The organism is Thauera sp. GDN1 (assembly GCF_029223545.1).
In the GTDB taxonomy this organism is placed as follows: domain Bacteria; phylum Pseudomonadota; class Gammaproteobacteria; order Burkholderiales; family Rhodocyclaceae; genus Thauera.
This window is the reverse complement of record NZ_CP097870.1, coordinates 3,110,746-3,133,798: the sequence shown is the minus strand read 5'-3', so window position 1 is coordinate 3,133,798 and position 23,053 is coordinate 3,110,746. Positions and strand designations below refer to the sequence as shown.

General features: G+C 66.9%; 22 protein-coding genes, 1 tRNA gene and 1 pseudogene. 14 read left to right on the top strand and 10 right to left on the bottom strand.

Annotated elements, in window-relative coordinates; all coding sequences use genetic code 11:
• The first annotated feature begins 96 nt into the window (after positions 1 to 96).
• From CKCBHOJB_RS14405 to soxB, 8 genes are all read left to right on the top strand, one after another.
• Positions 97 to 489 (top strand): metalloregulator ArsR/SmtB family transcription factor, encoded by a 393-nt coding sequence (locus CKCBHOJB_RS14405; protein ID WP_281049352.1) that lies wholly within the window; start codon positions 97 to 99, stop codon positions 487 to 489.
• 38 nt (positions 490 to 527) lie between these two features.
• Positions 528 to 1,865: a sulfite dehydrogenase gene (gene soxC / locus CKCBHOJB_RS14400; protein WP_281049351.1), complete on the top strand. Its 1,338-nt coding sequence runs from the start codon at positions 528 to 530 to the stop codon at positions 1,863 to 1,865.
• The gene (locus CKCBHOJB_RS14395) at positions 1,849 to 2,913 is read left to right on the top strand and encodes a c-type cytochrome (protein ID WP_281049350.1); all 1,065 of its coding nucleotides are present in this window, start codon (positions 1,849 to 1,851) and stop codon (positions 2,911 to 2,913) included. Before soxC ends, CKCBHOJB_RS14395 begins: the two co-directional genes overlap by 17 nt.
• A 22-nt stretch (positions 2,914 to 2,935) precedes the next feature.
• Entirely contained in the window at positions 2,936 to 3,403 is a 468-nt protein-coding gene (gene soxY, locus CKCBHOJB_RS14390) for a thiosulfate oxidation carrier protein SoxY (protein WP_281049349.1), read from the top strand.
• Between the two features lie 30 nt (positions 3,404 to 3,433).
• Positions 3,434 to 3,745, top strand: a complete 312-nt coding sequence (gene soxZ / locus CKCBHOJB_RS14385) for a thiosulfate oxidation carrier complex protein SoxZ (RefSeq protein ID WP_281049348.1) — start codon at positions 3,434 to 3,436, stop codon at positions 3,743 to 3,745.
• A 113-nt stretch (positions 3,746 to 3,858) separates the two neighbouring features.
• Positions 3,859 to 4,662: a sulfur oxidation c-type cytochrome SoxA gene (gene soxA, locus CKCBHOJB_RS14380; RefSeq protein ID WP_281049347.1), complete on the top strand. Its 804-nt coding sequence runs from the start codon at positions 3,859 to 3,861 to the stop codon at positions 4,660 to 4,662.
• 13 nt (positions 4,663 to 4,675) lie between these two features.
• The gene (soxX, locus tag CKCBHOJB_RS14375) at positions 4,676 to 5,275 is read left to right on the top strand and encodes a sulfur oxidation c-type cytochrome SoxX (RefSeq protein ID WP_281049346.1); all 600 of its coding nucleotides are present in this window, start codon (positions 4,676 to 4,678) and stop codon (positions 5,273 to 5,275) included.
• A gap of 120 nt (positions 5,276 to 5,395) precedes the next feature.
• Positions 5,396 to 7,120 carry a thiosulfohydrolase SoxB gene (soxB, locus tag CKCBHOJB_RS14370; protein WP_281049345.1) on the top strand — a complete coding sequence of 575 codons (1,725 nt, stop codon included), beginning with the start codon at positions 5,396 to 5,398 and terminating at the stop codon, positions 7,118 to 7,120.
• 66 nt (positions 7,121 to 7,186) lie between these two features.
• Here soxB and aceK read toward each other — a convergent pair whose 3' ends face one another.
• Complete coding sequence (gene aceK, locus CKCBHOJB_RS14365) at positions 7,187 to 8,956, bottom strand: bifunctional isocitrate dehydrogenase kinase/phosphatase (RefSeq protein ID WP_281049344.1); 1,770 nt, start codon at positions 8,954 to 8,956, stop codon at positions 7,187 to 7,189.
• Between the two features lie 268 nt (positions 8,957 to 9,224).
• On the opposite strand from aceK, the gene icd reads away from it, so the two are divergent.
• The 4 genes and pseudogenes from icd to CKCBHOJB_RS14345 all read left to right on the top strand — a co-directional run bounded on the left by icd (position 9,225) and on the right by CKCBHOJB_RS14345 (position 13,356).
• Entirely contained in the window at positions 9,225 to 10,469 is a 1,245-nt protein-coding gene (gene icd / locus CKCBHOJB_RS14360; protein WP_281049343.1) for an NADP-dependent isocitrate dehydrogenase, read from the top strand.
• A gap of 233 nt (positions 10,470 to 10,702) precedes the next feature.
• Positions 10,703 to 10,960 carry a DUF4212 domain-containing protein gene (locus CKCBHOJB_RS14355; RefSeq protein ID WP_281049342.1) on the top strand — a complete coding sequence of 86 codons (258 nt, stop codon included), beginning with the start codon at positions 10,703 to 10,705 and terminating at the stop codon, positions 10,958 to 10,960.
• 13 nt (positions 10,961 to 10,973) lie between these two features.
• Positions 10,974 to 12,831: pseudogene (locus CKCBHOJB_RS14350) on the top strand (sodium:solute symporter family protein).
• A gap of 141 nt (positions 12,832 to 12,972) precedes the next feature.
• Entirely contained in the window at positions 12,973 to 13,356 is a 384-nt protein-coding gene (locus tag CKCBHOJB_RS14345; RefSeq protein ID WP_281049341.1) for a hypothetical protein, read from the top strand.
• A gap of 57 nt (positions 13,357 to 13,413) precedes the next feature.
• On the opposite strand, the gene CKCBHOJB_RS14340 is transcribed toward CKCBHOJB_RS14345, so the two are convergent.
• The 8 genes from CKCBHOJB_RS14340 to CKCBHOJB_RS14305 form a co-directional block, all read right to left on the bottom strand.
• Positions 13,414 to 13,674 carry a sodium/substrate symporter small subunit gene (locus CKCBHOJB_RS14340; protein WP_281051700.1) on the bottom strand — a complete coding sequence of 87 codons (261 nt, stop codon included), beginning with the start codon at positions 13,672 to 13,674 and terminating at the stop codon, positions 13,414 to 13,416.
• A 53-nt stretch (positions 13,675 to 13,727) separates the two neighbouring features.
• On the bottom strand, positions 13,728 to 15,785 hold the full coding sequence (fusA, locus tag CKCBHOJB_RS14335; protein WP_281049340.1) for an elongation factor G: 2,058 nt from the start codon (positions 15,783 to 15,785) through the stop codon (positions 13,728 to 13,730).
• A 107-nt stretch (positions 15,786 to 15,892) separates the two neighbouring features.
• Positions 15,893 to 17,518, bottom strand: coding sequence for a hypothetical protein (locus CKCBHOJB_RS14330; RefSeq protein WP_281049339.1), 1,626 nt, complete (start codon positions 17,516 to 17,518; stop codon positions 15,893 to 15,895).
• Between the two features lie 77 nt (positions 17,519 to 17,595).
• Entirely contained in the window at positions 17,596 to 18,330 is a 735-nt protein-coding gene (locus tag CKCBHOJB_RS14325; RefSeq protein WP_281049338.1) for an LrgB family protein, read from the bottom strand.
• Positions 18,327 to 18,692 carry a CidA/LrgA family protein gene (locus CKCBHOJB_RS14320; RefSeq protein ID WP_281049337.1) on the bottom strand — a complete coding sequence of 122 codons (366 nt, stop codon included), beginning with the start codon at positions 18,690 to 18,692 and terminating at the stop codon, positions 18,327 to 18,329. Before CKCBHOJB_RS14320 ends, CKCBHOJB_RS14325 begins: the two co-directional genes overlap by 4 nt.
• 38 nt (positions 18,693 to 18,730) lie before the next feature.
• A complete protein-coding gene (locus CKCBHOJB_RS14315; RefSeq protein WP_281049336.1) occupies positions 18,731 to 19,666 on the bottom strand; it encodes a nucleoside recognition family protein in 936 nt (311 codons plus the stop codon).
• A 101-nt stretch (positions 19,667 to 19,767) separates the two neighbouring features.
• The gene (locus CKCBHOJB_RS14310) at positions 19,768 to 20,739 is read right to left on the bottom strand and encodes a DMT family transporter (RefSeq protein WP_281049335.1); all 972 of its coding nucleotides are present in this window, start codon (positions 20,737 to 20,739) and stop codon (positions 19,768 to 19,770) included.
• 5 nt (positions 20,740 to 20,744) lie between these two features.
• Positions 20,745 to 21,527, bottom strand: coding sequence for a sulfite exporter TauE/SafE family protein (locus CKCBHOJB_RS14305; RefSeq protein ID WP_281049334.1), 783 nt, complete (start codon positions 21,525 to 21,527; stop codon positions 20,745 to 20,747).
• A gap of 284 nt (positions 21,528 to 21,811) precedes the next feature.
• On the opposite strand from CKCBHOJB_RS14305, the gene CKCBHOJB_RS14300 reads away from it, so the two are divergent.
• A tRNA-Thr gene (locus CKCBHOJB_RS14300) sits at positions 21,812 to 21,887 on the top strand.
• Positions 21,888 to 21,941: 54 nt separating this feature from the next.
• Here the strand turns inward: CKCBHOJB_RS14300 and CKCBHOJB_RS14295 are convergent.
• Positions 21,942 to 22,184, bottom strand: a complete 243-nt coding sequence (locus tag CKCBHOJB_RS14295; RefSeq protein ID WP_281049333.1) for a hypothetical protein — start codon at positions 22,182 to 22,184, stop codon at positions 21,942 to 21,944.
• A gap of 174 nt (positions 22,185 to 22,358) precedes the next feature.
• On the opposite strand from CKCBHOJB_RS14295, the gene CKCBHOJB_RS14290 reads away from it, so the two are divergent.
• Positions 22,359 to 22,898: an ACT domain-containing protein gene (locus CKCBHOJB_RS14290; protein WP_281049332.1), complete on the top strand. Its 540-nt coding sequence runs from the start codon at positions 22,359 to 22,361 to the stop codon at positions 22,896 to 22,898.
• Positions 22,899 to 23,053: the final 155 nt, after the last annotated feature.

Below are 23,053 nucleotides of genomic sequence, written 5' to 3'. Positions count from 1 at the left end.
CGCCGTGCTTCCGTCCGATCCGACTTCCTGTTGGCATGCAGGTTGCTGCAGGGCACAAATATTAGTGCTTGACTATATGATTCTATAGTTTTAGATTTGATTCAGATCAAAAATGAGCGGATCAAAGGGGCTGATATGGACGAGCTGGAGAAGGTCTTCGAAAGCGCTGCCGAGTATTTCAGCCTGCTTTCCGAGCCTTCGCGCCTGAAGATCATGCACTGCCTGTGCGATGGCGAGCGCTCGGTGAACGAGGTGGTGGAGGCGTCCGGGCTGAACCAGGCCAACGCCTCGCGGCATCTGAACATGTTGTACCGCGCGGGCGTTGTCGGGCGGCGGCGGGACGGGGCGCAGGTGATCTACCGCCTGGTCGATCCGAACTTCACCGAACTGTGCCGGACCGTGTGCGTGCGCATCGCATCCCGCGAGCACCTCAGCGCACCCGAGACCGGGTTGCTGAAGCACGACGACGATGCGGATCACGAAGACTGATTTTTTTGTGCTTTGAAAGTAAAGAGGGGAGACAAGGCATGGCGATGATCGATGCCCGGCCCGGCCGGGTCAGGCCGGCGCCGGAAAACTTCCTGACCGACGAGCAGATCGCCGCGGTCAAGGATGGACGGCGGGATTTCCTGCGCAAGGCGTTCCTGACCGCTTCGGCGGCGATGGCCGCCCCTGCGGTTGCGCGCGCCGCGGTGGAGGGGGATCCTGCGATCCTGGAACTGCCGCAGTGGTCCACCACGCTCGGCCTGCCGGTCGCTGCGAACCCGTACGGCATGCCGTCGAAATACGAGCGCGGCCTGCAGCGCCGCGAGAGCCCGGGCCTGACCCGGGTCGGCGGCTCGTCGGTGGCGTTCACGCCGCTGCAGGGCCTGTTCGGCATCATCACGCCCTCGGGCCTGCACTTCGAGCGCCACCACCAGGGCTGGCACGACGTCGATCCGTCGAAGCACCGCCTGATGATCAACGGCATGGTCAAGACCAACGCCGTGTTCACCATGGACGACCTGATGCGTCTGCCCTCGGTGTCGCGCATCCACTTCATCGAGTGCGGCGCCAACACCGGCATGGAGTGGGGCAACGTCGCGGTGCCCACCGTGCAGTACTCGCACGGCATGCTGTCCTGTTCCGAATTCACCGGCGTGCCGTTGAAGGACATCCTCGACATGTGCGGCGCGGACTACAAGAAGGGCCGCTTCGTGCTCGCCGAAGGCGCCGACGGTTCGTCGATGACGCGCACCATCCCGATGGAGATGATCGAATCGGGCGAGGTGCTGGTGGCCTACGGCATGAACGGCGAGATGCTGCGCCCCGAGAACGGCTACCCGCTGCGCCTGGTGGTGCCGGGCGTGCAGGGGGTGAGCTGGGTGAAGTGGCTGCGCCGCATCGAGGTGGGTGACAAGCCCTGGGGCGCCAAGGACGAGGCCGTTCATTACATGGACCTCATGCCCGATGGCCAGCACCGTCAATACACCTCGATCCAGGAGTGCAAGTCGGTCATCACCACCCCTTCGGGCGGACAGCTGCTGCTCGACAAGGGCTTCTACAACATCTCCGGCATGGCCTGGTCGGGCCGCGGCAAGGTCACCCGGGTCGATGTGTCGACCGACGGCGGCATCAACTGGCGTCAGGCACGCCTGGAGACTCCGGTGCTGTCGAAGGCGGTGACACGCTTCAACATCGACTGGGTGTGGGACGGCAAGCCGGCGATCCTGCAGTCGCGTGCGGTCGACGAGACCGGTTACGTGCAGCCCACCTACGGCCAGCTGCGCGCCGCGCGTGGCACCAAGTCCATCTATCACAACAACGCCATCCAGTCCTGGAAGGTGGTCGAGTCCGGGGAGGTGAGCAATGTCCAGGTTCTCTAAGACGCTGATCGCGCTGCTCGTCGCCGGCGCAGCGACCTCGGCCGCGGCCTGGGAGCGCTATCCCGGCGTCGGTCGCGAAGCCACGCCTGCCGAGGTGAAGGCCTGGGACATCGACGTGCGTCCGGATTTCGCCGGCCTGCCCAAGGGCAGGGGCAATGTCGATGACGGCATGGCGCTGTGGGAAACGCACTGCGCCAGCTGTCACGGCGTGTTCGGCGAATCCAACGAGGTGTTCACGCCGCTCGTCGGTGGCACCACGCAGAAGGACATCGAGACCGGCCGGGTGGCGGCGCTGGTGACCGGATCCTTCCCCCAGCGCACGACGCTGATGAAGGTGCCGACGGTGTCGACCCTGTTCGACTACATCCAGCGCGCGATGCCCTGGACGGCGCCAAAATCGCTGAAACCCGACGAGGTTTATGCGATCCTCGCCTACCTTCTGAACCTGGCGGAGGTCGTCCCGGCCGATTTCGAGCTGAGCGACGAGAACATCCAGGAGGTTCAGGCGCGCATGCCCAACCGCAACGGCATGACCACCGACCACGGCATGTGGCCGGGCGCGTCGCAGGCCAAGGGCGGCATCGGCAACGGCGGCACGCCCGACGTCAAGAACGTGGCGTGCATGAAGGACTGCAAGAAGGAAGTGGAGATCGCGTCGGCGCTGCCCGACTACGCGCAGGACGCCCATGGCAACCTCGCCGAGCAGAACCGTCCGGTCGGCCAGACCCGCGGCAAGCCGACGGGTGCGCCGGCCGAGGCCGCGGCTGCGCAGCCGGCCGCGGGCGCCGCGGCGACGCTCGCCCTCGCCAACGCCAAGGGCTGCATGGCCTGCCACGGCGTGGCGAACAAGCTCGTCGGCCCCGGGTACAATGAAATTGCACAAAAGTATCAGGGGCAGGCGGATGCCGAAGCCGGACTCATCGCCAAGGTGAAGGCCGGTGGTCAGGGGGTCTGGGGCGCGGTGCCGATGCCGCCGCAAGGCCACCTAAAGGACGAGGAACTCGCGCAACTCGTCAAGTGGATTCTGGAAGGCGCGAAAGCGCAGTAACACCTAAACAAGGAGAGACGGGATGAACCATCAACGCAGGGATACCCTGAAAGCCGGCGGCGGCCTGGGCGTGCTCGGTCTGCTGGCTGCGGCCGGCATGATCAAGCCGGAAATGGCGAATGCGGCCTGGAACCAGACCGCGTTCGAGGCCAAGAACATGGACGCCGCGTTCGCCGCCTTCAGTGCCGGCAAGCCGGCCGAGAGCGCCGACGTGGTGATCACCGCGCCGGACATCGCCGAAAACGGCGCCGTGGTGCCGGTGGGCGTGGTCAGCAAGCTGCCCAAGACCGAGCAGATCGTGATCATGATCGAGAAGAACCCGAACATGGTCGCCGCCACCTTCAACCTGCCCGAAGGCACCGTCGCCGACGTGCAGACGCGGGTGAAGATGGGCCAGACCTCCGACGTCTATGCGATGGTCAAGGCCGACGGCAAGTTCTACATGGCCAAGAAGGAAGTCAAGGTCACCCTCGGCGGCTGCGGCGGCTGATCCGGCAACAAGATCAAGGAGATAAACACTATGGCAAGCCCGATGCGCATTCGCGCCGCCGCCAAGGATGGCGTCACCGAAGTCCGCGTGCTGATGTCCCACGTCATGGAAACCGGCCAGCGCAAGGATTCCGCCGGCGCGGTGATCCCGGCCCACTTCATCACCGAGCTGACCGCCAAGCACAACGACAAGCTCGTGCTCAGCGCCGAGTTCGGCCCCTCCGTGTCCACCAACCCCTACCTCGCCTTCAAGTTCAACGGCGGCGCAAAGGGCGACAAGCTCGTGGTGAGCTGGGTGGACAACAAGGGCGACACCCGTACCGACGAAGTCCAGATCGCCTGACGCCGCGCTCCGGCTCGTGTCGCGGACCCGGGCCGGAGCGGACGAAGGATGCGGGATGTGTCGACATCCCATGAACGCAGGCAGCAGGGACGCGACCCCCTGGAGGAGAGACGATGAAAAAACAACTACTGCTCACCGCGCTCGGCGCCGCGATCGCGCTGACCGCTCCGCTGGCGACCGCGGCGGACGATGAGCTCAACTTCGACGCCTATCGCGAGATGCTCGCCGACGGCAACCCGGCCGAGCTGTTCGAGATGGAAGGCGAGGAGCTGTGGCGCACCGCGCGCGGCCCTAAGAACGCCACGCTCGAGCAGTGCGACCTCGGCCTCGGGCCGGGCGTCGTCGAAGGGGCGGCCGCGCAGCTGCCGCGCCATTTCGCCGACACCGACAAGGTGCAGGACCTCGAATCCCGCCTGATGCACTGCATGGAAACCCAGCAGGGCATTCCGTCGGCGGAGATCATCGGCGGCAGCTTCGGCAAGGGCGAGCGCGCCAAGCTCGCGGCGCTGGTGGCCTACGTGGTCACGCACTCCAAGGGCAAGCCGATCGCGGTCGACCTGTCGCATCCCAAGGTGAAGGAGATGTACGACATGGGCGAGCGCGTCTTCCATTACCGCACCGGGGCCATGGACTTCGCCTGTTCGTCCTGCCACAGCCAGGACGACAAGCGCATCCGCGCCACCCAGCTGCCCAACATCACCAAGCCCGAAGGCGCGGCGGCAGGCTGGGGCTCGTGGCCGGCCTATCGCGTGTCGAACTCCCAGTTCTGGACCATGCAGCATCGCCTGTGGGATTGCTTCCGCCAGCAGCGCACGGCCGAGCCGGTGTTCGGGTCGGATGTGACGATCGCCTTGTCGGTGTTCATGGCAGGCAAGGGCAACGGTGCCGAGGCCCAGTGGCCGGGCGTGAAGCGCTGAGGGAGAAGACCACATGAAGAAACTGTTCCTTGCCCTGCCGCTCGCGCTGGGTGTCTCCGTCGCACAGGCCGACGAACTGCAGACCAAGGTCGAGCAGATGATGGTGAGCTCGTTCAAGGCCAACGGCATCGCCAGCATCGATCGCCAGAAGCAGGACGCGGTCCAGAAGGCCTGCTCCGGCCTGACGCCGCCCGACGCCGAAACCATGAAGAAGCTCGAGGCCGCGGAAATGGCCACGATCAAGTGGCCGGCCGACGGCAACTTCACCGGTGGCGACTGGAAGGAAGGGCAGAAGATCGCGATCAGCGGTCGCGGCCTGACCTGGACCGACAAGACGCCCGACAACAACGGCGGCGGCTGCTACAACTGCCATGCGATGGACCCGAAGGAAGTCTCCGAAGGCACCATCGGCCCCAGCCTCGAGGGCTATGCCAAGCTGCGCGGCAACTCGGAAGAGGTCGTGAAGTACACCTGGGGCAAGCTGTGGAACTCCAAGGCCTACAACGCGTGCAGCGACATGCCGCGCAACGGCTTCGGGGGCATCCTCACCGAAGAGCAGATCCGCCACGTGATGGCCTACCTGTTCGATCCCGCCTCCCCGGTCAACCAGTAAGTCCCGCCTGAAGGCGGTCCACACGGGCCCGCGGCCTCGGCCCCGGGCCCTTGTTTCATCCCGAGTGCGGCAGGGAGGGTCTGCCACGTCCGCGCTCCCGTTCATGCAAAGGGTTTTCCCATGTCGATGAATCGTCGTGAATTCATGCAGATGCTTGCCGTTGCGGCGGCCGGTGGCATGACGCTGCACTCGAACTTCGCCCGCGCCGAGAAGGCCGCCGAGGCGCTCTACGACCTGCCGCCCTTCGGCAACGTCAGCCTGCTGCACATGACCGACTGCCATGCGCAGTTGCTGCCGATCTACTTCCGCGAGCCCAACGTCAACCTCGGCGTCGGCAGCATGCGCGGCAACGCGCCGCACATCGTCGGCGACGGCTTCCTCAAGCACTTCGGCATCAGGCCGGGCAGTCTCGAGGCGCACGCCTTCACCTATCTCGACTTCGTCGAGGCGGCGAAGACCTACGGCAAGGTCGGCGGCTTCGCCCACCTGTCCACCCTGGTCAAGAAGATGAAGGCCAGCCGTCCCGGCGCGCTGCTGCTCGACGGCGGCGACACCTGGCAGGGATCGGGTACCGCGCTGTGGACCAACGCCCAGGACATGGTCGATGCCTGCAAGCTGCTCGGCGTGGACGTCATGACCCTGCACTGGGAGTCGAGCTACGGCGCCGACCGCGTCAAGGAGATCGAGGAGAAGGACTTCGCGGGCAAGATCGACATCGTCGCCCAGAACGTGAAGACCACCGACTTCGAGGATCCGGTCTTCAAGCCCTACGTCATCAAGAACATCAACGGCGTGCCGGTCGCCATCGTCGGCCAGGCCTTCCCCTACACCCCGATCGCCAACCCGCGCTGGCAGACCCCGGACTGGAGCTTCGGCATCCGCGACGAGGAGATGCAGCAGGCGGTGGACGCCGCGCGCGCCGAGGGCGCCCAGGTCGTGGTCGTGCTGTCGCACAACGGCATGGACGTCGACCTCAAGATGGCCAGCCGCGTCACCGGCATCGACGCCATCTTCGGCGGCCATACCCACGACGGCATGCCTGCGCCGACGGTGGTCGAGAACGCCGGCGGCAAGACCCTGGTGACCAACGCCGGTTCCAACGGCAAGTTCCTCGGCGTGATGGACTTCGAGGTCAGGAACGGCAAGGTGGCGGATTTCCGCTACAAGCTGCTGCCGGTGTTCTCCAACCTGCTGCCCGCCGACCCGGAGATGGCCGCCTTCATCGACAGGACGCGCGCCCCCTTCCTCGAGAAGCTCACCGAGAAGCTCGCCGTCACCGAGGGCCTGCTGTATCGCCGCGGCAACTTCAACGGCTCGTGGGACCAGCTCATCGTCGATGCGCTGATCGCCGAGAAGGACGCCGAGATCGCCTTCTCGCCCGGCTTCCGCTGGGGCACCTCGCTGCTGCCGGGCGACACCATCACCATGGAGCATCTGCTCGACCAGACCGCGATCACCTATCCGTGGACCACGCTCACCGAGATGAGCGGCGAGATGATCAAGACCGTGCTCGAGGACGTGGCCGACAACCTGTTCAACCCCGATCCCTATTACCAGCAGGGCGGCGACATGGTGCGCGTGGGCGGCCTGCAGTACACCTGCGATCCCAACGCCGCGATGGGCAGGCGCATCGACAACATGATGCTCAAGGGCAAGCGCATCGAGCCGAACAAGACCTACAAGGTCGCCGGTTGGGCGCCGGTGTCGGAAGAGGCGAAGGACTCCGGTCCGGCGGTGTGGGACGTGGTCGCCAACTACCTGCGCAGCCAGAAGGTGATCACCCAGCGCACGCTCAACCTGCCGACGCTCAAGGGCATGGACGGCAACCCGGGCGTCGCGATCTGAGCCTGCGGTCTGCGTGTCGATGAGGCCCGCCGCCATGTGTCGAGCATGGTGGCGGGCCTCGCCGTTTCAGGGCGCGCCCGTGCTTGCGGCTTGCGGGAACAGATTGCAGAAGCGCAGCTCCTCCGGATAGGGGAAGAAGTCCTCCACGTAGCCCTCACGGATGCGTTGCTGCGCCTGCTGCCAGAAGCCGGGCGAGAGCAGGTCGCGGTGGTACCTGAGGAAGGCCTTGCGCACCCGCGGCACGCCGAGCAGGAAGGTGGCGAACTCCTCCGGGAACACGTCCATCGGCCCCGCCGAGTACCACGGCTCGGCCGCCAGCTCCATCTCCTCGTAGGGCGCGGGCGGGATGGCGCGGAAGTTCATGTCGGTCATGTACTCGATCTCGTCGTAGTCGTAGAACACGACCCGCCCGTAGCGCGTCACTCCGAAGTTCTTCCACAGCATGTCGCCGGGGAAGATGTTGGCGATCGCCAGTTCGCGGATGGCGTTGCCGTATTCCCTGACCGCGGCCTCGGTCTCGGCGTCGTCGGCCTTCTCGAGGTGGAGGTTGAGCGGGGTCATGCGGCGCTCGATGTACAGGTGCTTGATGATCAGCTTGTCGGCGTCGATCTCGAACGCTGACGGCGCCAGCGTGCGCAGCTCCTCCAGCAGCTCGGGGTGGAAGCGCGACAGCGGCAGCGCGGCGTAGGAGAACTCCAGCGTGTCCGCCATGCGCCCGACGCGATCGACGTGCTTGACCATCAGGTACTTGCGCTTGACCGTGGCGCGGTCCATGTTCTTCGCGGCGCCGAACACGTCCTTGATGACCTTGAACACGTAGGGGAAGGACGGCAGCGTGAATACCAGCATCACCAGCCCGCGGATGCCCGGCGCGACGATGAACTGGTCGTTGGAGTGGCGCAGGTGGGCCACCAGGTCGCGGAAGAACATCGTCTTGCCCTGCTTGCCCAGGCCGAGCATGGTGTACAGCTCGCTCCGCGGCTTGTTGGGCATGACCGAGCGCAGGAACTGCACGTAGCCCGAGGGCACCTCCATGTCGACCAGGAAATAGGCGCGCGACAGCGAGAACAGCACCGAGATGCGCCAGGGGTCGAGCAGCACGGTGTCGAGGTAGAGCTGGCCGCGTGCGTTGTGGCGCACGGCGATCGCGAACGGGTATTCCTGGTAGCCGTTGACCGTCTTGCCGATGATGTAGGCGGTCTTGTTGCGGTAGAAGGCCGAGTACAGCACCTGGATCTGGCAATTGACCTCCATCTGCGGCCATTCGCCAAGGTGGGCGAGGGTGGCGCGCATCAGGAGGTCGACGTCGCGATCGAGATCCTCGAAGCTGCGCTGCCAGTCGAAGTCCTCGACGATGCGGCGGATGGTGGTGCGCAGGCCGCGGTCGCGCGGGTAGTAGCTCGAATACACCGGCGGATAGGCCTCGATGTATTCGGTGGAGATCGCCGGGCGCGCGAACAGGTAGTCGTTGTTGAAGTAGCTGCGGTGCAGGATCCTGGTCGTGACCGAGTTGAAGAAGGTCTCGGCGAGCTCGGGCTGGCGGTGGTTGATCAGCATGCCGATGAACTGGAGCTTGACCTGCTGCCAGGTGATGTCGTCGAGCGCGTCGGCGTCGAACTCGTCGTGCAGGCGCGCCACGGTCTCGTCGACGCGGTCGTCGTAGAACTGCACGCGCTCGCGCACCGCATCGAGCTGCTTCTGCCAGTGCGCCGCCTCGAACAGCTCCTTGGCCCGGCGCGAGGTGTCGCGGAAGATGCGGTAGTGCTTGTTGAAGCCCTCCACCAGGGCCTGCGCGATCGCATGCGCGACCGGGTTCTCTCCCAATTGCACGTCCATCGAGCACCTCCGCAAGGGGCCTGCCGCATGCGCCTCGGTCGCGGCGGAAAACGCCCGGATCTTAACACCGGCGCCGAGGCGGCCATGCTGCGCCGCATCGTTTCGGCATGCCGGCCTTTGGGGGATAATCGCCGCTCGGTACGGGGTTGCGGTGCGCCCGATACGCCGTCGCAGCCCTCCCGTTCGTCGCAGGACGAGCGTTCCCGTGGCAGTTCATCCACACCTGATCCGCGGAACTCATCCGCGGACATCGAGCGAGGGAGCAGACATGAGCGCATCGAAGATCACGGTACCCGCAGGCGGCCGGAAGATCGTTCCGGGGCAGGCCGTTCCGGACAACCCGATCATCCCCTTCATCGAGGGCGACGGCATCGGCGTCGACATCACGCCGGTGATGATCAAGGTCATCGACGCCGCGGTCGACAAGGCCTACGGCGGCAAGCGCAAGATCCACTGGATGGAGGTCTATGCCGGCGAGAAGTCGACGCAGATCTACGGTCCCGACGAGTGGCTGCCGAAGGAGACCTTCGACGCCCTCAAGGAATACTCGGTGTCGATCAAGGGCCCTATGACCACCCCGGTGGGCGGCGGCATCCGCTCGCTCAACGTCGCGCTGCGCCAGGAGCTCGACCTCTACCAGTGCGTGCGCCCGGTGCGATACTTCAAGGGCGTGCCCAGCCCGCTGAAGAACCCCGAGCTCACCGACATGGTGATCTTCCGCGAGAACACCGAGGACATCTATGCCGGCATCGAGTGGCAGGCGGGTTCGGAGGCGGCGAACAAGGTCATCCGGTTCCTGCAGGACGAGATGGGGGTCAGGAAGATCCGCTTCCCGCAGGACTGCGGCATCGGCGTCAAGCCGGTGTCGGTCGAGGGCACGACCCGCCTGGTGCGCGCCGCGATCCGCTACGCCATCGACAACGATCGCAGGAGCGTGACCCTGGTGCACAAGGGCAACATCATGAAGTTCACCGAGGGCCTGTTCCGCGACACCGGCTACAAGGTCGCGCAGCAGGAATTCGGTGCGCAGCCGATCGACGGCGGCCCGTGGTGCAAGTTCAGGAACCCGAACACGGGGCGCGAGATCGTGGTCAAGGACGCGATCGCCGACGCCTTCCTGCAGCAGATCCTGCTGCGTCCGGCCGAATACGACGTGATCGCCACGCTCAACCTCAACGGCGACTACGTCTCGGACGCGCTCGCCGCCCAGGTGGGCGGCATCGGCATCGCGCCGGGCGCCAACATCTCGGACCGGTACGCCTGCTTCGAGGCCACCCACGGCACCGCGCCCAAGTACGCCGGGCTGGACAAGGTGAACCCGGGCTCGCTGATCCTGTCGGCCGAGATGATGCTGCGCCACCTGGGCTGGAAGGAGGCCGCCGACCTGGTGATCAAGGGCATGGAGGCGGCGATCGCCGACAAGCAGGTCACCTACGACTTCGCCCGCCTGATGGAAGGCGCCAACGAGGTCTCGTGCTCGGCCTTCGGTGACGCGATGATCGCGCGCATGTGACCGAGGTCGCGATCGCCGGCGGGCGCGCGCCTGCCGCGGCGCCGTCCACAGCCCGCCCGCTCCGACCGGAGCCGGCGGGCTTTTTCGTGCCTGGCGCGGCGCGTTCAGCTTTCTGTAAGGCGCTGTAAGCGATAAGTAAGAGTGATGTTTCTATAATTCGCCCACCTTTGCATGAGCGGGACTGTTCCTCCCGCGTTCACGCGACGGCGGTGTTTCAAACAAATCGAGGAGACATGATGGAAAACAACAGCAAGACGTACTGGGGAACGGTACTGAGCCTGCTGACCAAGATCCTTGTCATATGGTTCGTGGTCTCGTTCGGCGCCGGCATCCTCTTCGCGCCTGCCCTCAACAGCATCTCGTTGGGAGGCTATCCGCTCGGCTTCTGGTTCGCCCACCAGGGATCGATCTACATCTTCATCGCGCTGATCTTCTGGTACGCGAAGAAGATGGGCGACATCGACCGTCAGTTCGACGTTCACGAAGAATAACGAGGGGAGACACATGGATCTTCAAACCATCACCTATCTGGTGGTCGGCGCGTCCTTCGCGCTGTACATCGGCATCGCCATCTGGGCGCGCGCCGGCAGCACCAGCGAGTTCTATGCCGCGGGCGGCAGCGTGCACCCGATCACCAACGGCATGGCCACTGCGGCCGACTGGATGTCGGCAGCGTCCTTCATCTCCATGGCCGGCCTCATCGCCAACATGGGTTACGGCGGCGGCCTGTTCCTGATGGGCTGGACCGGCGGCTATGTGCTGCTGGCGATGCTGCTGGCACCGTACCTGCGCAAGTTCGGCAAGTTCACCGTGCCGCAGTTCATCGGCGACCGCTTCTACTCGAAGACCGCGTCGACCGTGGCGGTGGTGTGCCTGCTGACCGCGTCGCTGACCTACATCATCGGCCAGATGACCGGCGTCGGCGTCGCGTTCTCGCGCTTCCTCGGCGTGTCGAGCGACACCGGCATCTACATCGGCATGGCGATCGTGTTCATGTACGCGGTGTTCGGCGGCATGAAGGGCATCACCTACACCCAGGTCGCGCAGTACATCGTGCTGATCGCCGCCTACCTGGTGCCGGCGATCTTCATCTCGCCTGCAACTCACCGGCAACCCGCTGCCGCAGCTCGGCCTGGGCTCGAACATTTCGGGCACCGAGACCACGCTGCTGGCCAAGCTCGACCTGGTGGTCAAGGATCTCGGCTTCGACCAGTACACCACCTCGATGCCGGGCAGCATGCTCAACATGTTCATGTATACGCTGTCGCTGATGATCGGTACCGCGGGTCTGCCGCACGTCATCATGCGATTCTTCACCGTGCCGACGGTGAAGGATGCGCGCAGCTCCGCGGGTTGGGCACTGGTCTTCATCGCCCTGCTGTACACCACCGCGCCGGCCGTTGCCGCGATGGCCAAGCTGAACCTGCACGCCACGGTGAACCAGGCCGTCGGCCTCGAGACCACTGCCGCCGGCAACCTGGTCGTCAATCCGGAGAAGGTGAAGGCGAACGCCGACCTGTACGCGACCGAAAACAGCCTGCAGTACGAGCAGCGTCCGGAATGGATGAAGCGCTGGGAAAAGACCGGCCTGCTGAAGTTCGAGGACAAGAATGGCGACGGCCGCATCCAGTACTACAACGACAAGAGCAAGAGCGCCGATGCCAAGGCCAAGGCCGAGGCTGCAGGCTGGAAGGGCAACGAGCTGACGGTGAACGCCGACATCATCGTGATGGCGAACCCCGAAATCGCGCTGCTGCCGAACTGGGTGATCGCGCTGGTGGCTGCCGGTGGTCTGGCTGCCGCGCTGTCGACCGCTGCCGGCCTGCTGATGGCGATCTCGTCCGCGGTCTCGCATGACCTGGTGAAGGGTGTGTTCAACCCGAACATCAGCGACAAGAACGAGCTGCTCGCGGGCAAGATCTCGATGGCGGTCGCCATCGTGATCGCGGGCTACCTCGGCCTGAACCCGCCGGGCTTCGCTGCCGGTACGGTCGCGCTGGCCTTCGGTATTGCCGCCTCGTCGCTGTTCCCGGCGATCATGATGGGCATCTTCTCCAAGAAGATGAACAAGGAAGGCGCCATCGCCGGCATGCTGGCAGGTCTGTTCATCACCCTGTTCTACGTGTTCGCTCACAAGGGCCTGTTCTTCATCAAGGGCACCGAGTACGTCGACCTGATCGGTGGTGCGAACAGCTTCTTCGGCATCACGCCGGAAGCCTTCGGTGCGGTCGGTGCGATCTTCAACTTCATCGTCGCCTTCGCGGTCGACAAGGTGACCAAGGAGCCGCCCGAGCACATCCAGCACATGGTCGAGTCGGTGCGCATCCCGCGCGGTTCGAAGCTGGTGGATGGTGCCCACTAAGCCCGATTGTCGAATGGGCTGCGTCACCCGGTGCGTTCCGGCCGGGTGATGCGACCGGAGCCCCGCCGGCTGCATTGGCGGGGCTTTTCTTTTGTGGCACCTTCCCGACTGCGGGTTCTGCCGCGTCCAGCGGAGTAGCAAATGATCTTCAATGCCAGCATTGCCCTGAACTGGATCCTGTTCCTCGCCCTGTTCCCGATCGCCTTCTTCTGGTTCCGGCGTGCGTGGAGGATCCTGTTCAAGCGCGACTTTTCCGAGGTGGCACTCAAGCGCGGCATGCCGCCGCCCAACCCGGCGCGCTACGCTCCCTTCACGCTCGCCATCAACCTGATCGGCGGGGTGGTGATCCTGTTCACGATCTTCGGCATCGTCACCGGCAGCATGGATTTCGACGCGTGGACGGCGACCGCGGGGGTGACGATCTGGATGAAGTTCTTCCTCGATTTCGCGCTCGGCCGCCATGCGCACCCGATCGTGCCCAAGCGCAAGAAGCTCGAGGAGGCGGGGCCGACGGCGCAGAAATGAGGCCGCGACCGGTGTCGGCGCGAGACGTGCCTCCCGCGCGCGGTGCCAAAGGACGTCTCAGAATCGTCCGTCGTGCCGGTACTTGCGGTCGAGACGATTCATCACGAACACGTAGATCACGATGATCAGCAGGTAGATCAGCAGGGAGCCCTGGGCGAACAGGTAGAAGCCCAGCGGGAAACCCAGGAAGCTCAGCGTGTTGAGCTCGCTGGCGTAATAGCCGCCGATAAAGGTCACGCCGAACCAGACGCTGAGCAGCGTCAGGGTCAGGGTCAGGTTGCGGCGCCAGTAGGCGCGCTGGCGATCATCGAGCTTCATCGGCATGGACAGGGACAGCGGCCCGGCCGCTCGGGACCGGGCCGCGACGGCGTTCAGTGTGCGCCGTTGCCGTTGCCGCCACTGGCATGGACGCGGGCGAGCTCGGATTGTACGTCCTGCGGCGCCGGCTCGTGCCCGCCGGCTTCGAGCACGAACTCGCTCTCGCCGGCGCAGATCGCCTTCAGCCGGCTCTCGAAGCCTTCCAGCGCCGCCATCGGCACGCGCGCCGAGATCAGTGTCCAACCCGGTGCCGGACTGTCGGTCGCGGTGAGCCGGCCGCGACGGCCGGCCAGTTCCGCACTCACCTCGCCGAACAGCGCGTCGGCCACCTTCACCTGCACGTCGAGCAGCGGCTCGAGCACGATCGGGCGGGCGGCAAGCACCGCCTCGACCAGCGCATGACGACCGGCGGTGACGAAGGAAACCTCGTTCGAATCCACCGCGTGATGCTTGCCGTCGGTGATCACGACGCGCACATCCTGCAGCGGGAAGCCGGCGAGCGCGCCCTCGGCGAGCGCCTGGCGCACGCCCTTCTCGACCGCGGGCATGAAGTTGGTCGGGATGGTGCCGCCCTTGACCTCGTCGCCCAGCTCGATGCCGGCGCCGCGCGGCAGCGGTTCGACGCGCAGCGCGACCTCGCCGAACTGCCCGGCACCGCCGCTCTGCTTCTTGTGGCGGTAACGCGCCTCGGCGACGACGGTGATCGTCTCGCGGTAGGGGATGCTCGGCGTGGCGGTGTCGAGCTGCAGGTTCCAGCGCGTGGCGAGCTCCTCGAGCACGATCTTCAGGTGCTGCTCGCCCAGCCCGCGTACCACGGTGCGGCGGTGGCGCGCATCGAAACTGACCTCGAGGCAGGGGTCTTCCTCGGTCAGGCGCGCGAGCGCCTCGGACAGCTTCTGCTCGTCGGCCGGCTTGCGCGTCATCAGCGCGAGCCCGAACACCGGCTGCGGCCAGGCGGCGGGGGCGAGGTGGTAGAAGTCCTCGTCATGCGAGTCGTGCAGCACCGAGTCGCGCTGGATCTCGTCCACGCGGGCGACCGCACACAGGTCGCCGGGCACGGCGAGCGTGGTCTCGACCGCGTTCTTGCCCTGCATGCGCAGCAGGTGGGCGACCTTGAAGGGCTTGCGGCCGTCGCCGATGTAGAGCTGCGAGTTGGGCGTGACCTGGCCCTGATGGACGCGGAACAGGCCGAGCTTGCCGCGATAGGGGTCGTTGGCGATCTGGAAGACGTGGGCGACCACATGGCGCTCGGAGTCGAGCGCCACCTCCACCGGCTCGGCTGCGGCGCCCTCGCCCTTCAGGAAGGCGGGGGCGTTGGCCTCGGTGGGGTCGGGTGCGAGCCTGCCGAGGATGTCGAGCAGCTCGCGCACGCCGGCGCCGGTGCGTGCGGACACGAAGCACACCGGCACCAGGTGAGCTTCGCGCAGGGCCTGCTCGAAGGGCGCGTGGAGCTGCTCGGGGTCGAGCGACTCGCCCTGCTCGAGGTACTTCGCCATCAGTTCCTCGTCGAGCTCGACGACCTGGTCGACGATCGCGTCGTGGGCGGCCGAGGGGCTGGAGAAGGCGGTGGCGGCGGCGTTGTCCGGTGCGAAGAAGCAGTCGACGACGCGGCTGCCGTCGGCCGCGGGCAGGTTGATCGGCAGGCATTCGCGACCGAAGGTGGCGGTGATCGCGTCCATCAGTGCGCCGTGGTCGGCACCGGCGGCGTCGATCTTGTTGACCACGACCATCCGGCACTTGCCCTTCGCGGCGTCCATCATGCGCCGCGTGCCGCTCTCGATGCCGGCCGCGGCGTTGATCACCACGACCGCGGTGTCGGCCGCCGGCAGCGCGACCAGGGCGCGCCCGGTGAGGTCGGGCAGGCCCGGGGTGTCGAGGAGGTTGATCCAGTGCCCGGCCCACTCCAGATGCACCAGCGCGGCGTGCAGCGAGTGACCCATCGCCTTCTCCTGCGGGTCGAAGTCGGCGACGGTGTCGCCGCGCTCGACGCTGCCCGCGGCGCCGATCTCGCCGGCGGCGGCGAGCAGGGCCTCGACCAGCGTGGTCTTGCCGCTGCCGGCGTGGCCGAGCAGGGCGAGGTTGCGGATGTCGTGTACCGAGCTGGGTGTCATGGTGATCCTCGCTGAGGGTTGAATGCCCTCAAGTGTCCGCCTGCTGCCGGCGGAAGACAATGCGACAGATCAACTCCGCGGGCGCGCGCCGGCGGCGTCGCGCGTGTTCAGGCGCTGCGCAGTCCGGTCAGGCGGGTGAGCAGGATCGCCGCCAGCGGCAGTGCGAGCCCGAGCAGCGTCACGGTCACGAGCAGTGTGCCGAGCTCGCCGTAGTCGGCCGGCGTGGCGATGGCGCCGGTGGCGGCATCCTTGACCTCGCGCGCGATCGTGTAGATCTGGTTGAGGTACTTGGTGCCGAGCTGCGAGGCCGAGAGCGCGAGGTTGGTGAAGGAGGCCATCACCGCGAAGAAGGTCGCCTTCAGGTGCGGCGGCGCGGAGTTGGCGATCCAGGCCAGCATCGGCACCATCGACACCTGGCCGAGCGGCGACTCGAGCGCGGTGTTGGCGATGGCGATGAAGCGCGCGTCCACCACGCCGCCGGTGTGCGCCGCGGTCCATTCGTGCAGGCCGTGGAACATGCCGATGATCGGCAGCGACAGCGCGGTGGCGGCGACGGTGAGGAAGATCACGATCTGCGCGATCGACTTCTCGGCCATGAAGCGGCGGAACAGGAACAGCCCGGCGAGCGTCAGCGTGCTGGTGATGAGGTCCAGCCGCGACAGGAAGCTCTGGTCGAAGCCGAGCTCGTCGATCATCCACCAGCTCGCCCCGGCGCCGGGGCCGGGCAGGGCGCGGAATGCGAAGATGATGATCACCGTGCCGAGCAGGGTGCGCGCGGCCTCGGGCGAGAGCTCGCGCAGCAGGCGGCTGATCATGAAGCCGATGATCGCGAACGAGGTGGCGAAGATGATCTCCTGGCCGTACTGGATGCCCGACAGGCCGATGCCGATGGTGAGCGCGACGAACACCGCGCTGCCGCCGAGGATCCACCAGTTGGGCGCGGTCTTTTCTTCCGGGTCGTGGAGCAGGCGGTCGATCTCTGCGCGGCTGCGCCCGAGCGCGATGAGCCGCTTCGCCTCGCGGCGCTTGAGGAGGCCGCCGAACAGCACGCCGCTCACCGACAGCAGCGGGATGATCAGCGCGAGCTCGTAGATGCGCAGGTAGATCGCGACCTTGTCGGCTTCCGGCAGGTTCTCCGAGCCCTGGAACATCGCCACGTTGGCAAGCGAGACCAGCACCGTGCCGCCGATGATCGCCACCCGGCCGAGCATCTGCATGGTGGTGTGCATCAGGCGCACGGTTTCGGCGGGAATGGCTTCGCCGCGCGCATCCAGGCGCGGCACCGCCTCCACCGTCATCGCGTCGGCCACCGCGTCCTGCATCACGTAGCCCACCGGCGACAGCAGCACCGACAGCACGAACCAGGCCTCGATCGGCATCACCGCGCGCATCGCGTCCGGGCTGCCGATCAGCCCGATCATGATCAGCAGGCTGGCGGCGATCAGGCCGGCGCCGAGGTAGACCAGCCCCGCCTTGTGCCGCCACATCAGGTCGACCAGGTGGCCGATCGGCATCTTCAGCGCCCACGGGATGCCGGCCCAGAAGCCGAGTGCGGCGAGGAAGGCCGCCGAAAGACCGAGGTAGTCCTTGACGAAGAAGGTGCCGACGATGCCGGTGAGGCCGGACACGCCCGCCGCGCAATACACCATCAGCGGCGGCAGGTAGGAGAGCCGCATCTCGCGGCCGAGCTCGAGCAGGTTGCGGTCGATCCAGCGGTAGATTGCGTTCGGCACTCGGTCGGCCCCTCGTCGTCGGGTCGTGTCGGGTCGGGTTCTGATCGTTCTGGCGGCAGCGTGCGTGCGGGCCCGCTTCAGCCTGCGAACAGCCGTTCCACCCAGGGCATGATCCACGGCAGGGACAGCGCGGTGAGCAGACCGTTCAGTCCCATCGCCAGCGCGGCGAAGGCGCCCGCCTGTTCGCTGACCTGGAAGGCGCGCGCGGTGCCGATGCCGTGCGAGGCGATGCCGATCGCGAAGCCGCGCACGGCGTGGTCGTCGATGCGCAGCCAGCGGTAGATGCTGCGCGCGAACACGGCGCCGATGATGCCGGTGCTGATCACCAGCACCGCGGTCAGCGAGGGCAGGCCGCCGATGCGTTCGGCGACGCCCATCGCGATCGGCGTGGTCACGCTCTTGGGGGCGAGCGACATCAGCGACTCGCGGCTGCCGCCGAGCAGGGCGCCGAGGGCCCAGGCCGACAGCGCCGCGGTCAGCGAGCCGGCGACGAGCGCGATCGTCAGCGGCCCGGCCATCGCCTTCAGTCGTGGCCATTGCGCATGGAGCGGGATCGCCAGCGCCACGGTGGCGGGGCCGAGCAGGAAGTGCACGAACTGCGCGCCGTCGAAATAGGTCTGGTAGGGCGTGTCGGTGGCGAGCAGCAGGCTGGCGAGGATGGCGACGCTGATCAGCACCGGGTTGGCGAGCGGATGGAAGCCGCAGCGCTTGTAGACCCAGAACGCCGCCTGGTAGGCGAGCAGGGTCAGCGTCAGCCCGAGCAGCGGGGAGGTCGACAGATAGACCCAGATTTCCTCGAGGTTCGGATTCATCGGCCGTCTCCCGTCGGCGTTTTGGGCCGCTTGCCGATCAGCGCCTTGAGCACCAGCGCGGTCACCGCGAGGGCGAGGAAGGTGCTGAGGAACAGCGCCACCAACAGCGGCAGCCATTCGGCGGCGATGCGGTCGCCATAGATCACGATGCCGGTGCCAGCGGGCACGAACAGCAGCGACAAATGCTGCAGCAGCTGTCCGGAGGTCTGGCGCAGATCCTCGCCCGGCCCGCCGCGAAGCATCAGGGCGAGGAACAGCAGGGCCATGCCGATCACCGGGCCGGGTACCGGCAGGGCGAGCGCGCGGGCGATGACCTCGCCGGCGAGTTGGAACACGAGGAGCAGGGTCAGGGCAGCGATCATGGCGGAGGACCGGTGGCGTGTGACGGGGTGGAGCGAGCTTACAGCAGCCCGTGGCCCACGGTCCGCACCACGATGCCGACCACCGCGCCGAGCGCCGCCGGCTTCCACACCGCGGCCACCCGACGCCCGGCCGAGATCAGCACCGCCACCCCGGCGACGTCGAAGGGGTGGATCAGGAAGCCGGCGCTGGCGTTGAGCGTATCGACGGTGGTCGTGCCGGCCTTCAGCATCTCGTCCATCACCCCCATCATCGCGGTGCCGCCGGCGATGTACTTGGTCAGCGTCAGCAGGATCAGCGCGGGGTCGAGGTCGAAGGCGCGCAGCAGCGGGGTGAGCAGGCCGGTCAGCAGGTCGATGCCGCCGCTCGCGCGCAGCGCCATCACCGCCACCAGCGCCAGCACCAGCATCGGTATGGCGCCGACCGAGATCTTGAAGGCCTCGGCGCCGGCGCGGTTGATGACGTCGAGCACGCCCTTGGCGTCGTCGGCGACGCGGTGGTGCAGGGTCTCGTCCATCGGCGCCTCCGCGCTCGACAGGCCGCGGCCGAAGAGGTGGTAGGTGGTGGCCGCCGCGGCGATGCCGCCGACCAGCGACAGCAGCAGCGCCGGCCCGAAGGCCAGTCCCATCGCCGCCATCGGGAAGGTCACGTTGGCCTGCGCCATCGCCATCACCATCGCCAGCGTGGCGGCGAGGTGGCGGTCGGAGGCGCCGCGCCCTTCCATCATCGTCAGCGTCGCCATCGGTGCGGCGAAGCTCACCAGGTTGATCTGCAGCGCGGCGAACACGCCCAGGCCGGTGAGCCCGGCCGGGCGCAGCAGCGGTGCGAGCCGGGCCACGACCCAGTCGAGCACGCCGCGCGCCTCGAGCAGGCGCATCAGCGACAGCATCACCACCATGATCGGCAGCAGTACGAAGAGCGAGAGCTCGACCGCCGAGCGGCCGGCCTGGAGGATGATCTGGGTCAGCTGGTCCATGGGTCGGGAGCGGATTTCCGGGTGCTGGTGCTGCAGTGCAAAAGAGGCGACATGATAGCGCCCATCGCGTGCCGCATGCCTGCTGTGGCAGCTGAGCGGCCTCAGCTGCCCGGCGATTCCGGTGCGCGGCGGAACACGCTCACGCCACCGATCACGCCCAGGATCAGCAGGACGATGCCGGCGGCCTCGGCCAAGGCCGGCCAGCGACCGTACCAGATGAAGGCGTAGAGCAGGGCGGCGAGGGTCTCGAACACGATCAGCTGGCCGACGAGGGCGGCGGGCAGCAGGTGGCTGGCCTGGTTCCACAGCAGGGTGCCGAGCCAGGATGCGGCCAGGCCGAGCAGCAGGCACATCAGCACGAACAGCAGCGGCCGGGGACCGAGCGGCCACTCGAAGCCGGCGCCGCCGCTCGCCGCCATGTCGTCCCACAGGCCGTAGCCCAGGCCCGCGATGATCGCCACCGGCAGCGTCGCCAGGCCCTGCGCGGTCGCCCACGCGCGCGCCAGGCCGGGGCCGCGCGCGCGCAGCCAGCGGCTGTTGCGGATCGGGTACCAGGTCCAGCACGCCAACGCGCAGAGCGCGAAGGCGAGGCCGAGGAGGTAGTCGCCGGCGGTGGCGGTCGCGGCGTGCGTGCCGGCGTCGGCGTGCACCACCAGCAGGCCGGCGAGGATCAGCGCGAGCGGCAGGGCGAGGCGGATCCATGGCGCGCTGTCCTCGCCGCTGCCGCGACGGCGGTCGAGCAGGTTGGCGCTCACCGCGATCACCACCGGCAGCGTGCCGATGATCAGGGTCGGCACCGGGGCGCCGGCGAGCTGGATCGCGCTCGCCAGGGCGGCGTAGTAGAGGAGGTTGCCGATCAGCGCGAGCTTGGCGGCCTCGATCCAGTCGGCGCGATCGAGCTGGGCGAGCGCGCTGCGGTCGAACCAGGCGAGGCCGACGGCCAGCACGCCGAAGGCCAGGTAGCGGCCGACGGCCAGCATGAAGCCCGGGTAGTCGTGGAGCACCAGCGGGGTCAGGAACACCAGGCCCCACAGCAGGCCGGCGCCGAGCGCGGCGGACAGGCCGGCGAGCATGGCGCTCAGAGCGTCTTGCCGAAGTAGTAAAGCGTCAGCAGACCACCGACGGTGATGATGAAGCGCCGCAGCCAGATGGCCGGCAGCTTGCGCGCCATGGCCGCGCCCCAATAGCCACCCACGGTGGCGGTGACCAGCATCACCAGTGTGTGCGGCCAGGACACGGCGTTGGCGATCACGAAGGTGCCGACCGCGACGCTGTAGATCACCGCCGACAGCCAGTTCTTCAGCGCGTTGATCTCATGCACGTCCTTGAAGCCCTGGATGGCGAGCGCGGCGATCATCAGGATGCCCATGCCGGCGCCGAAGAAGCCGCCGTACACCGAGACGACGAGCTGGAACAGGTAGCCGCCGGGTCCGATGTGGCGCTCGTCCATGCCGTCGGGCGTCGGTTTCCATTTCTTGACCAGGGCGGAAATCTGCGCGCTGAAGGCGAACAGCACGGTGGCGACCAGCAGCAGCCAGGGGATCAGCCGGGCGAAGGCGGCGTTCGAGGTCGCGAGCAGCAGCAGGCCGCCGGCGATGCCGCCGATGAAGGCCACCACCGAGAGGATCGGCAGACTTCCGGAAAAACGCATCAGCTCGCGGCGGAAGGCCCACGCGCCGGCCAGGCTGCCCGGCCACAGGGATACCGAGTTGCTGGCGTTGGCGACCACCGGGGGGACGCCGACCGCGAGCAGGGCGGGGAAGGAGAAGAAGGTGCCGCCGCCGGCGACCGAATTGACCGCGCCTGCGGCAAAGGCTGCGGCGCCGATCAGGGCGATCTCGAAAAGGTCCAGGCCGAACATGGGAGCGGAGTGAATGCAGGGGGACGATGCGGCGAACGGGCGGCAATGACTGCGGCGCACCGGGGATTCTGTGGCGCGGCTGCCGCGGGGGAGGTCGTCCCCCGCGGCGCTGCGTTCTGTAATCGGGCTTGTCTCCTCCGCCCTGGATTGGGCCGGATTCTAGCGGAGTCTCATACGGAAAAGTAGATTGCGCGCAAAGTTTTTCTTATTCTCCCGGGCCGCCGAGAAAACGCCGCGCGATGGTTGCTGCGGGCTAGGCGCATGGGGTAATATCCGCGCCCTCAGCCGGTGTAGCTCAGTTGGTAGAGCAGCGCATTCGTAATGCGAAGGTCGGGAGTTCGAGTCTCTTCTCCGGCACCATCTGTTTCAACGAAAAAGGCCAGTCCATCGGGACTGGCCTTTTTCGTTGCGGCGTCAGGCATCGGCCGGCCGGCCGTCGAACATGTTCAGCAATCCGTTGAATGCTTCCGCGCTGACACTCGGATCGTAACGGGCGAACAATGCCTGCTGGCGACTGCGCATGGCCGCCGGCATTGCGTTCATGATTTCCTCGCGTTCGGCGAGGATCTCGCGACACATGCGTTCGGTCACGAACAGGAAGGGAATCGGCTGGTACAGGCCGTCCGCCTTCTGGGCATGGAAGCGGGGCAGTTTCATCGGGCTCCTCCTCGTTATCACCACGGCGGTATTCTCCCCTTTGCCGGGTGTGTGCGTTATCGTGTCATTCCCTGTTTCTATTATCGCAAGGTGGTGGCACGTGCCTTTTGATCCCGCGCAGAAAGTCTTGCATCGGGATGGTCGGGCATGGCTTGCCCACTCGGGAGCGCGAACATGAAGACATCCCTGATTCTCACCCTCGTCGGGCCGGATCGGCCCGGTCTGGTCAGCGCGATTTCCGCGCGCGCAAGCCAGTGTGGCGCCAACTGGATGGAGAGCCGCCTGACCCAGCTGGCTGGCCAGTTCGCCGGCGTGGTGCGGCTAGAGGTCGACGACGCGGCTTTCGATACGCTGGAGGCCGCGCTGCGCGGGCTGGAGTCCGAAGGCTTGCGCGTGGCGATCGCGCGTGGTGGCGAGCCGGCGGCCGCCGATGTGCGGCGGGTGTGCCTCGATCTGGTGGGCCACGACCGGCCGGGGATCGTGCGCGAGATCTCGACCGTCCTGGCCCGTCACGGGGTCAGCATCAAGGCGCTGGAGACGGCGTGCGAGAGCGCGTCGATGAGCGGCGAGGTCCTGTTCAGGGCGCGCGCCGAGCTGTCGGTGCCGCTTGCCGCCGATCTGGCGCGCATCGGCGCCGACCTGGAAGCGCTGGCCAACGAGCTGATGGTCGATCTGGCGCTGGACGAGACGCCGGTGGCGGGGGCGACGGCCTGAATTCCGCTCCGGGCCGCCAGACCCACCGCCGTGGTGTCCGTGCGGCAGGTTGCTTGGGGGCTTGTCCGGACACCTGCGGTTTGGCTTGAAGTTGACGTTTACGTAAACGCGAACTAAGGTTCGCGCCGATGCCGCGTGCGGCGACGTGTCTGTCC

Excerpts from the sequence above, each read along its gene's own strand:
- CKCBHOJB_RS14345 (WP_281049341.1), top strand. The coding sequence starts at position 12,973 with ATGATCTTCAATGCCAGCATTGCCCTGAACTGGATCCTGTTCCTCGCC.
- CKCBHOJB_RS14320 (WP_281049337.1), bottom strand. The coding sequence starts at position 18,692 with ATGATCGCTGCCCTGACCCTGCTCCTCGTGTTCCAACTCGCCGGCGAG.
- soxC (WP_281049351.1), top strand. The coding sequence starts at position 528 with ATGGCGATGATCGATGCCCGGCCCGGCCGGGTCAGGCCGGCGCCGGAA.
- CKCBHOJB_RS14295 (WP_281049333.1), bottom strand. The coding sequence starts at position 22,184 with ATGAAACTGCCCCGCTTCCATGCCCAGAAGGCGGACGGCCTGTACCAG.
- fusA (WP_281049340.1), bottom strand. The coding sequence starts at position 15,785 with ATGACACCCAGCTCGGTACACGACATCCGCAACCTCGCCCTGCTCGGC.
- soxA (WP_281049347.1), top strand. The coding sequence starts at position 3,859 with ATGAAAAAACAACTACTGCTCACCGCGCTCGGCGCCGCGATCGCGCTG.
- soxB (WP_281049345.1), top strand. The coding sequence starts at position 5,396 with ATGTCGATGAATCGTCGTGAATTCATGCAGATGCTTGCCGTTGCGGCG.
- soxY (WP_281049349.1), top strand. The coding sequence starts at position 2,936 with ATGAACCATCAACGCAGGGATACCCTGAAAGCCGGCGGCGGCCTGGGC.
- soxZ (WP_281049348.1), top strand. The coding sequence starts at position 3,434 with ATGGCAAGCCCGATGCGCATTCGCGCCGCCGCCAAGGATGGCGTCACC.
- CKCBHOJB_RS14325 (WP_281049338.1), bottom strand. The coding sequence starts at position 18,330 with ATGAATCCGAACCTCGAGGAAATCTGGGTCTATCTGTCGACCTCCCCG.
- CKCBHOJB_RS14355 (WP_281049342.1), top strand. The coding sequence starts at position 10,703 with ATGATGGAAAACAACAGCAAGACGTACTGGGGAACGGTACTGAGCCTG.
- soxX (WP_281049346.1), top strand. The coding sequence starts at position 4,676 with ATGAAGAAACTGTTCCTTGCCCTGCCGCTCGCGCTGGGTGTCTCCGTC.
- CKCBHOJB_RS14315 (WP_281049336.1), bottom strand. The coding sequence starts at position 19,666 with ATGGACCAGCTGACCCAGATCATCCTCCAGGCCGGCCGCTCGGCGGTC.
- CKCBHOJB_RS14305 (WP_281049334.1), bottom strand. The coding sequence starts at position 21,527 with ATGTTCGGCCTGGACCTTTTCGAGATCGCCCTGATCGGCGCCGCAGCC.
- icd (WP_281049343.1), top strand. The coding sequence starts at position 9,225 with ATGAGCGCATCGAAGATCACGGTACCCGCAGGCGGCCGGAAGATCGTT.
- CKCBHOJB_RS14310 (WP_281049335.1), bottom strand. The coding sequence starts at position 20,739 with ATGCTCGCCGGCCTGTCCGCCGCGCTCGGCGCCGGCCTGCTGTGGGGC.
- CKCBHOJB_RS14290 (WP_281049332.1), top strand. The coding sequence starts at position 22,359 with ATGAAGACATCCCTGATTCTCACCCTCGTCGGGCCGGATCGGCCCGGT.
- CKCBHOJB_RS14340 (WP_281051700.1), bottom strand. The coding sequence starts at position 13,674 with ATGAAGCTCGATGATCGCCAGCGCGCCTACTGGCGCCGCAACCTGACC.
- CKCBHOJB_RS14395 (WP_281049350.1), top strand. The coding sequence starts at position 1,849 with ATGTCCAGGTTCTCTAAGACGCTGATCGCGCTGCTCGTCGCCGGCGCA.
- aceK (WP_281049344.1), bottom strand. The coding sequence starts at position 8,956 with ATGGACGTGCAATTGGGAGAGAACCCGGTCGCGCATGCGATCGCGCAG.